The 9,884-nt window shown below is 29.6% G+C and carries 6 protein-coding genes and 1 pseudogene; all 7 read right to left on the bottom strand.

Annotated elements, in window-relative coordinates; all coding sequences use genetic code 11:
* Nucleotides 1-122: 122 nt before the first annotated feature.
* A complete protein-coding gene (locus GN105_RS11935) occupies nucleotides 123-947 on the bottom strand; it encodes a DUF6602 domain-containing protein (protein WP_155285623.1) in 825 nt (274 codons plus the stop codon).
* Nucleotides 940-1,401, bottom strand: coding sequence for a Mov34/MPN/PAD-1 family protein (locus GN105_RS11930; RefSeq protein ID WP_155285622.1), 462 nt, complete (start codon nucleotides 1,399-1,401; stop codon nucleotides 940-942). The genes GN105_RS11935 and GN105_RS11930 overlap by 8 nt, the downstream gene beginning before the upstream one ends.
* Nucleotides 1,398-3,068: a ThiF family adenylyltransferase gene (locus GN105_RS11925; RefSeq protein ID WP_155285621.1), complete on the bottom strand. Its 1,671-nt coding sequence runs from the start codon at nucleotides 3,066-3,068 to the stop codon at nucleotides 1,398-1,400. Before GN105_RS11925 ends, GN105_RS11930 begins: the two co-directional genes overlap by 4 nt.
* A gap of 3 nt (nucleotides 3,069-3,071) precedes the next feature.
* Entirely contained in the window at nucleotides 3,072-4,040 is a 969-nt protein-coding gene (locus GN105_RS11920) for a nucleotidyltransferase family protein (protein ID WP_155285620.1), read from the bottom strand.
* A gap of 135 nt (nucleotides 4,041-4,175) precedes the next feature.
* Nucleotides 4,176-7,253, bottom strand: a complete 3,078-nt coding sequence (locus GN105_RS11915) for a DEAD/DEAH box helicase (protein WP_155285619.1) — start codon at nucleotides 7,251-7,253, stop codon at nucleotides 4,176-4,178.
* Between the two features lie 42 nt (nucleotides 7,254-7,295).
* Entirely contained in the window at nucleotides 7,296-7,985 is a 690-nt protein-coding gene (locus tag GN105_RS11910) for a hypothetical protein (RefSeq protein WP_155285618.1), read from the bottom strand.
* Between the two features lie 1,135 nt (nucleotides 7,986-9,120).
* A pseudogene (locus GN105_RS13150) lies at nucleotides 9,121-9,877 on the bottom strand (PHP domain-containing protein); the annotation flags it as partial.
* Between the last annotated feature and the right edge of the window lie 7 nt (nucleotides 9,878-9,884).

The following is a 9,884-nucleotide window of genomic DNA, read 5'->3' as shown; positions in this document are numbered from 1 at the left end:
CGAAATTTTACCACAAACTCCCAAAAAAGAAAGTGATTTTGATATTAAGGAGTTTGTGTGAGAGAATACAAGCGCAAAGAAGTAGTTTCTCGATAGAAAACTACCTTTTTTATACTCCACTTTCATATTTGTTCATCAACTTCTTCTCCGATATTTCTCAAGTAGGCATTTAAGTCAATTGCAGGTATTGTCCCGATTGCTTGTTGTAAATATCTTGTTAATTGCATAAAAAAAGTTACAAGGGAATGGTCTGCATTACTAAATTTTATTTTATTGAACTTTCTTTTTGCATAAAAGTCTAAATAAGCATCTTGCCCAACAATAGTAATTTCTTCGTTTGGGGTATAATCTATGTAAAAACTTCCATAATCAGTAATACAGCCTAAATCAATACTTTTTAGATTTTCTAATGCTTTTAAATGTTCTTCTATCGTATCATTATTTTTGTGTGTGAAAGTGTTTGTAGTACATAAAATTCCACCAATAATTTTAGTCAAAGGACGAGGGTTAAATTTTGTTCCTCCATTGATGAAACTTGCTGCTTCTCTTTTCAACACTCTTACGCTTTCTATTTTCTCACCTGCATATTGAATATAGGTTTTATTTTTAACATTTCCTTTTATATCAGGTTTTACTTCAAAAACAGCATAAACACCTTCGGCAGGTATGTAATAAAATCCATTCTGATTAAAAATAAAAGGTGTAAACCAATTATCGTAAATCACGATGTCTATTTGTTGGCTTGTATTGCCTTCGTGGTCTATTACTATTGCTTTATCAACGCAATATCTGCTCGGCAAATATTTGCGTAACCATTCTATCCAAGCATTTTCTAAAGCGTCACCTTTTGAACCTGGATGTTCAATAAAATCCCTATTTGTGCTGAGTTGAGCAGACATTTGTTTTTGCAACCCATTGAATAACTGTTTTAAATTAACTTTACTCATATTTATATAATTTATTTTCAAACCAAACATAAAATCCGAAATCAAGTTTTGTTTGGGAATACCCAAGAATCAGTAATACAGGATTTACAGGACAATTAGGGATATTAGATATAGTTTTCATTGCTAAAATATCGGTTGTACTTGGAGTAGAGCTATTGTCAGGATGTGTGTGCCATTCTCCGACATAGATTTTTTTAGGCGTTTCGTTATAGTAATTTTTAAGTTCTTTATCAATACCTCTTGTATTTCTTTCAAAAGAGTATTTTGATGATTTAAAACTTTGAGGAAATATAGTATTTGTTATATGTAGATGCTTATTGTCATTACTATAATATCCAATCAAAAAACCTCCAAATTCATTTGGATAATGACTTTTCCCTTTTTCTATCAGGATATTTAATAATTCATTATCAATTTCGATACTCAATTCTATTTCTTTTACTTTTAAAATCAAAATTCGTTTAATTTTATAGCTACACAATCTGTATACTCAGTTTCTATCACGAAATTTCTCAAAGACTTGTTTTTCTCAAATCTTGAATTGATATGTTTAATTGCAAACTGAACAAGAGTATTTATATCATTATAAGAAGCCTTGAATGTGGGACTCCAACAGCCTGTTGGATTATATAAATCATCAACATCAAATTCTAAAACATTTCCATTAAATTGGGTATCAATAAAATGGTATCTATTACGCTCGGTTGCACACACTAATTGTTTTGCGTGGTTTGATATTGAAAGGTTCAACAGTTTTGACTTTATATTTAATTGGCTCAACACATAAAGCAAATCATTATCGGCTGTACAATCAAAAATTATATCATATCCATTAAGATAGTTTTCTATTTCTACCTTTGTTTCTTTGTTAGTTAAATGAGATTTTAGAAAAAAATCAAGCATTCTTGAAAATTCATAACCGCCTTTTATTGGCTCAAAAAAGGGAGATATTAGACATAATTCATCTATCAAATCATTAACTTTATTGGTAATACCTGAAAAGAATGAATATTCTGACCGACAAACATTTTCTGGTTCTTTTACATCAATATCTATAAAATTAATTTTTGTACAACCACACCTTACTAAAGTCTTTGCTATGATACTTCCAATAGCTCCTATTCCAACAATTAGAATTTTACCATCGGTTAATTGCTGATTCAATTTTCCTCGTCCAAAAAAATATTTATAGGAACAATTCCTTGTCATAGCCCAATCAATAATCGTTTCACCATCCAATCTTGTTAGCCATTGTTTATTTACTTTTTCGCCATAAATAGGGAACTTACCTATCTCTAATATAATGGCTTGCCAGTGAATTTCTTTGTCAGAAATATTATATCCTATGAATAAAGGCAGTGTTTTGCCTTGTTCTTTTGATTTTTTTTGTTCGACTCTATGAAGAAAGGTTAAAAAATCTTGTGGCAAAAGCGATTCAAAATCCTTCCAATTTTCAAAAACCCAACGCTGATTTTTACTTGGCTCATCTTTTATAAAAATAAATAATCCTGTACAATAAGGTAAATTTTTAAGTTGAAAATTCCAATTTACATCTACTAACTTTTTTCTGTCTTTATCCAAAAAAACTTGAAAAATATTACTTTGGATATTTTCATTATGAAAGACTCCACTACTCATTATTGAGTAGTCGATAAAACCAAATTGATTTTTATGAAAAACATAATCAACCTCATTAAAAAAGTAAACAAAATGTCCTCCTTTAAACGCTTTTGGATTTACGATAAGATGTTCATAATGAGAGTCTAAATCTTTATTGATATAGTATTTTTTTATCCAAACTTTGACAGCTTCAATATCATATACCAATTTTTTGGATAATATAGGGCTATGTGCTGTATGAATACAAATAGAACCATTAGCCATAATATGCTTATATTCTAAAAGTTCATCATTGGAAAACTTAATAGTTTCCGTATCGTGAATTTTAAAAGGGTATTGTGGACTGATGGTTACGTTGAAATTTAATGGTTGTTCCAAACCTTCAACAAAAACAGAGATACATCCTTCAATGTCAAACTTACTTTGCTCAAAAGGCTTAATAAGTTTGACATTGGGAATGTTCTCTATTGTAGAATTGATTTCACTAACTCTATCATTCATTTTTTATCCAAAATTTAATTTCGGAGGAGGTATAGGCATACCGCTACTAGTATTGTATTTGTTTTTGTTGTCTTCTTTGAACTTCAGATTTTCAGGAAAATAGATTTTGATGTTTTCTTCATTTTCTTCAATCCTATTAAGCATATTTTTCATATCATATGACAACTGTTGCTTTTCATTATCAGTCAAGGTATCAACCAAATTATTAGCACTATTCCCTGGGTCTTTCAGTGTAAATCCGTCATTGGTAACATTATCCCTGATATATTCCATCACAGATTTCAGTTTATTCCATAAATCGCCTGTTATTTCAACATTATCAAATGCTTTTATTGTAATAAGTTCAAGAAAGAAAGATTTGGTTGGATAATTATATTTAGTATTTTTCCAAACTTTCAAGAGGCGAATAATTTTTCTTATTGAATCTTTTTCAGCAGTAGCTCTATCTTTAATATTATTAATTTGAGCTACAATATTTGTTTTAATGCGTTCACTCCCAGCGTTGATGTTCCCATACTTATGATAAACATAGAGATTGAGATTTTTATCCTCAGAATATTGTCCTTGATTAAATTCTCTACCAGGCACTACATCAATTTTTATTCTATCGCCATCTTTATCTTCGTAAAAATCTAAACCTATTGATACTTTTTGTTTTCTTACTTCGGCTCCATTTTTATATTCTTCATATAAAAAATTATATACATCCTCATACATCTCTTTTAATGTACCATTTGTTCCGAATGCATTACGCTTAAAAGGAGAAACTAAATCAAAATCAAATTTAGTGTTAATCGCTGTATTCTTAGCATAAGAACCTGAATTAAACGGAGAATATATATTTGAAGAATATTTTTTCTCCAAAGCCTCCTTTATTTGAGTCTTTTTATCCCTATGCTTATTCAATAAACCTTCTTCTTTACTCATCTTATGAGAGTCAATAACTGTTTCCAAATAATCTTTTTTATTCATATTAATTAAAATAAAATTGTTTGTCTTATCTCGTCAAAAAACATTCCAAATGCAACAAATATAACATTTTGACAGAAAGAGGGTGTGTTTTAGCCATTTTGACAGCTTCTCAAAAGTCTATACTTACCCCTATGTTCATTCCATTTTGTTTATCATCACATCGAAGTAAGGTTGTTGGCTCCACAATTCTTTGTTTCCAATCACATAGCAGCGTTTTTTTGCACGAGTAAGAGCTACATTGAGCATATTAGGCTTTGAAGATGCCCACTTTCGGGTGCCTTCTTTTTCCGGATGACTTCCCAACACAAGAAAAACTACATCTGCTTCTTTTCCTTGGAATGTGTGAATCGTACCACATTGAACTTTTTCGTAAAATTTTAATATCTTTTCACATTCATTAGCTACTAATTTAAAAGGAGATATAACATAAATCTTACCCTTATATCCGTTTTCCCTTAGTTCATCTACTTTGACTTTTAACAATTCTATTTCTTCTCTTATGACTTGGCTATCTCCAGAACCACTACCTTTTACATCAAACCAACAAGACGTGCCAATATATTCGCATTCTTCCTTATCTTCTGTACCTTTTACCATCTGATTGTTGTAAGCAATTTCATTGGCAATATCAAACATTGGATTGAAACATCTACGATGGGTTCGTAAAGGGAATCCCGTCCATATGCTATATTCATCATTTCCCATTAAAGTCCCATATTGAGATATTCTATCTGCTAACTGCTGAACAGAAGTGTTATACGGTGACCAATTGCTTTCTACATTTTGGTAAGAGATTAATTTGTCAACCAAACTTTTAGGAATAGTAACAACAGGTTCCACCTGTAAAGGATCTCCTACAATAACACATCGTTTTGAACGTTGTATTAACCCAACTGCCGACTGAGGTGTTGCTTGTCCTGCCTCATCTATCAGCAACCAACCTATCTGATTTTTAATCATATTCGGGAATAACCTACTTGCCGATGCCAATGATGTTGAAACCACCGGAATACAAAAGAAAAAAGTATCCCAAAGTGTGGTAGTAAGCTCATCTGACACTTTTGCTCTACCCAATATCATATCAAAGAAAGCATTCAGATTATTTTTGAATTGTTTTGCATTGGCAAGAATTGTAAATTTGTGTACATCAAGAGCTTTTAGAAAAATTTTGCTACGAAGTTTGGCTATTTTTTCTGAGTGGTAGGGTGAAAGCAAATGTATATCCTTTAAATCTTTGTTATAAAAGTTTTCATCAAAAATATTTACTTTCTCTATCTGATAATCTTTACATAGCTGAGTTTTTAAATTCTCATATTCTCTTTTGAATTCTTCAATTTGTTCCAATTCGATTTGAATATTTTTTAACCGATTGATAATATTACTTTTCTCTGACTCAACCTTCTTAATTTCATTGTTTATTTGCTTTAATTCTAATGAAATATTATTAAACTCATTCCACACTTGGTTTATCTCATTATTCCATTTTACAAAGGATTGTGTATTGAACAGTTTATGGAAGAAAAAGAATATAGGTTTTTGGGTATTGATAGCATCTAAAGAAGTTTTTAATGCATCTCTTTCTTTTTCTACTCTCTTTTGTTCGGATGTCAACTTCTGTAATTCAGTATTAAGCTGATCTTCATAATTTTTATTTTCATCTTTCAATTTTTCTAAATCTGTCTTTCGTTGGACATTTTTCGAATAATCATCAAATCTGTTATGAAAATCGATGGCAGTATTTTTGAAAATTTTGAATTCTTCCAACAAAGAAATAAACTCTTTTTTAGCAATTTCAAAATTGTCTTGATGTTGCTTTTGTAAATCTTGATTTTTTACTAAGTAATTATAAAAATTAATAGCATTTTCATCTATAATAGCTTTGTTCTTACCATTTCCGATTAAATTTCCTTTCTCATCTTTTAAAAATGATTTCCAAAAGAGGTTATTGAATTTATTCTTGTTTTTTGAATTACCCAATGCAGCAGCTAAAATTCCCCAATTTTCATCACCTGTAAGTTCCTCTTTTGCATATTCACCAAAATAATCAGCATATGGAAAGGCTGCATTTTCTCCATATTTATCAATTTTTTTGGCTTGTGGTAGTTCTTTGCTGATATTTTCTACCGCAGAATTATTATTACTTGCTACAACAATTCCGTAATTCTTTTGTAAAATAGCATTTAATGGATAGATATAAAGATATTTGTCTTTAATATCTATTTTTTCACCTTTTTCAAAAAGATTATCAATACCAATATTTAAAATTGCCTTAGCTCGGTCTACTATGACTTGAGCAATAACATCCAATAAAAGGGTAGTTTTGCCTGTTCCGGGAGGTCCATTTATTCCCTGTATTCCCGAACTATTGCCTAATTCTTTAAAAATGGTATTCACCGCTCCCAACTGTGCCGTACATAATCCATATTTGGGCGTTGATGGCCATTTTCCTTCTGTGAGTTGCTCTGGATTTATGGTGTTGAAAAGATTTTTTTTATTCTTTATTAAATCAAATCTTTTTTGAGTAGGTTGGAGGGTTAGATAACTTTGCACAGTTGATGAAAGCTCGGTATAATCGTCTATTAATTGGTTCAAGTCATCCAAGAAGAAACTATTCAGAAAAGCATAATCAACTTCAATATTCTTACCAACTTCTTTTTCAGTGAAATATACTTTAATTTCAGCGTCATTCCATTGGCTTATACTTCTAAGATATGCTATTTCTTTTTCAATAAATTCCCTCGTAACAGAATTACCTTTTGGGTTTTCATCATCAGTAGTTTTTAGGATATTAAATCTTTCCAAATACTCATCTGAAACATTATTCAATAATCTATAAACCGATGAAATTTCCCTACATTTTTTCAAAACATCCAACCCCAAAACAAAACTTGCCAAAGTATAACTTTTGGCATCGGGACATCCTTTTTCATCAAGTATTATGGAAGACAGACAAGTAAACCCGATAGTTTTTTCTTTCCATTGGTTCTCTTTTTCGTCTGGAAATAATTCTTCTATCTGCTTAATAACATTTTCTTTTGAAACTTTTCCAAAGAAGAGTGTGTAAATTCTTTTTTTATCCTTTTTGGTACTTTTATCCGTTTCCCAAGGAAGCTTATTTTCTCCATTCAATAGTTTTATATTTTTAACATCCAAATCAGGTAGATTGAATATCTCCACATTTCTCCAAAAATGTAAAATGTCTTTTTGAGTCATAATAAATAGTTATTTCTAAGAAAACTTGTTAAACAACGTAATTTATAAACGGGTATTAAAACCATACTTCTTCTCTCTGTTTTTGAAGGCTTGTACTCCACCTTCTAATATTTCGCAAATATGTTTATTGACTTCAGGATTTTCAAGACTTCCCGATAGATAAGAGAGTTTTTCATTATTATTTCTAGCAACTACTATTTGTTCCGCGTCTGCGTTGACTACCAAATTAGCATTATGAGTAATAATTATAATTTGTCTATATTTCTTTAAATCTTTGAATAAATCAACAAGTTCTTTTATAATGAACTGATTATCTAAATCGTCTTCTGGTTGGTCGAAAATAATAGGTTTGGAAAATGCCTCGGTAGCCAATTTCATTTTCAAATACATTGTTCCCTTTTGCCCAACAGATAATTTATTAATATCTTTTCCTTTATATTTTAAAATCGGATATACTTTTATATATTTGCCTCTTATCTCTTCATCGAACAGTATTTCTTTCAATGTATCACCATAAATTCCGTTAGCATAATATGCTTCAATGTATTTTTCTTTGATAAGTTTAAAAAAAGTTTCTAAATTGTTTACTCCAAAATAATTTTCTTGGGCTTTCTGATTGTTTTTTACCCTCCATTCTGTACCATTGATGCAGCGATATATTTCTCCATAAAAAGCCTCTTTATCAAAATCTATTTTGACCTCAATATCCAAATCTTGTAAGAGGCTTTGCATAATTTTTTTTGCTGAAGATTTAGACTTTCTCGCTCTTCAATATTTTTAAATTTATTCCAATCCTCTAATATCCATTCTTTTTGCTTTTTGTATTCATCTTCTATTTTGGAAATCAGAGATTTTTGAGTATCTGCACCTTCAAAAATCTCTTTCTGTAAGTTTTCTTTTTTTATTTTCTTCTCATTTACATCTTTTATTTGCGTCTGAATAATTGAAAGTTCATTTTGGTATTTATCTACATCTCTTAATAGTGTAGTTAAATCACCTGTATAAAATTCGCTAAACTCAGTTTTTATAGCTTCTTTTCTTTCATTTAATAAACCTAACTGATTATCTATTGCAGTAATTAACTCGTGTATTTTATCAAGTTGGGATACAAATATTTGTTCCACTTCAATAATAGGAATACCCAAACCATAATTTTCATTTAAAGAATCAATATTCTGATTTAATTCATTGCTTTTTTGTATTAAACTCTGTTTAAAGTTTGAAAGTTGATTTTTCTTATTAATTTCAGTATTTATTTGTTTTAATATTTCTGAATACTTCTCTAATTTTTCTTTATTCTCTTTTGTTGTAATATTGCTGATAAATTGTTGTTGAGTATTTTCTCTCTGTTGTAATTCTTCAAGATTATTTTGTGGGTTGTCAAGAAAATTTTTCAATGAGTGTAGTTTATCAAGTTTATTAGAAATTTCCTCATTTAGATTTCGGTCAAATGTGATTTTTCTAATATTAGCCATTTCACTAATAGCTTCTGCTAATTCTTGTTTTTCAACAATATTCTTTAATTCTCCCTGACTAATATAAATAAAATCAAGAGCGTGTTTTGAGTTCTTTTTTATAGGAAAAGGCTCTATCTCTTCCTTATTTTTAATAGTTTTTGAATATATAACCTCAATATTGTTATTTTTCAAAAAATCATCATCTTTTTCAATTGTCTTAATTTCAAAACTGGTAGAAATATATTTCATCAACATACTTTTTCCTTCTCCTCTTCCTCCTATAATAGTTACAAGATTAGAATTCAGGGGGATTTCTTGTGTTGATTTGTCAAAATATAATTCATCATTACTAAATATTTTTTCGTCATCCTTAAATTTAATGGAAGAAAAAAAAGGTTTATCATAATCTAGTTCTGGATTATACTCTTGTATTTTTACTCTTTCCTCTGGTTCATAAATAATTTGTTTTAAACCCTCAAATGTGGGGTCTGCTTTTATCCAACAATTTTCCTTTAAAGTATATTTTTTAATATCGTGGTTGTCAGATGCTATAACCATTGGGATATATTTATGTATAGCAGGAAAGACAATGTTTATGTAGTCTTGCTTGTCACTTGATGCTCCAAGTTCATACACATCTACATTAGATGCTATATCGGTTTTTTGTGCTATTGCGTGAGGTAGTGAATTTGTAATGTTTTCAATATTGTTTGTTTTCTTTCCAGCGTGAATTGTTATTATTCCTCCTAACTCTCTAACCAATTTTATAGTATCTAATAAATCACAATAAACTTCATTATGTTTTTTGTTTAGTCCCTTGATATTTTTGATGTTTGTATTGTTTTCTAATTGTCCCCAAATAAATGATAAGTTACAATCTTCTGAAAAAATAGCTATAAAGTGAATAGGCTCTTTTCCCCTTGCATCAGCCAAAAATTCAATACCAGGTAAAACTGTTATCCCTTTTTCGCTTCCTAATTGTTGTAATTCTCTTATTCTTTCGATATCTATAATGTGATGGTCTGTAATTGCAACAACAGATATTTTATTTTCATATAGTTTATCTATTATTTGTTGATTTGTAATGCCTTTATCTTCATAATCATAAGATGACGGTGTATGAAAATGCAAATCCCATTTTCTCCATTCTGAGCCTCTGTTATTCATAATTTAA

Source organism: Capnocytophaga felis (assembly GCF_009684755.1).
Lineage (GTDB): Bacteria > Bacteroidota > Bacteroidia > Flavobacteriales > Flavobacteriaceae > Capnocytophaga > Capnocytophaga felis.
The sequence above is the reverse complement of the archived record's forward strand: the minus strand, read 5'-3'. Positions and strand labels throughout refer to the sequence as shown.

Coding starts and splice junctions, on each gene's coding strand:
- GN105_RS11935 (WP_155285623.1), bottom strand. CDS start 947: ATGAGTAAAGTTAATTTAAAACAGTTATTCAATGGGTTGCAAAAACAA.
- GN105_RS11925 (WP_155285621.1), bottom strand. CDS start 3,068: ATGAATGATAGAGTTAGTGAAATCAATTCTACAATAGAGAACATTCCC.
- GN105_RS11920 (WP_155285620.1), bottom strand. CDS start 4,040: ATGAATAAAAAAGATTATTTGGAAACAGTTATTGACTCTCATAAGATG.
- GN105_RS11915 (WP_155285619.1), bottom strand. CDS start 7,253: ATGACTCAAAAAGACATTTTACATTTTTGGAGAAATGTGGAGATATTC.
- GN105_RS11910 (WP_155285618.1), bottom strand. CDS start 7,985: ATGCAAAGCCTCTTACAAGATTTGGATATTGAGGTCAAAATAGATTTT.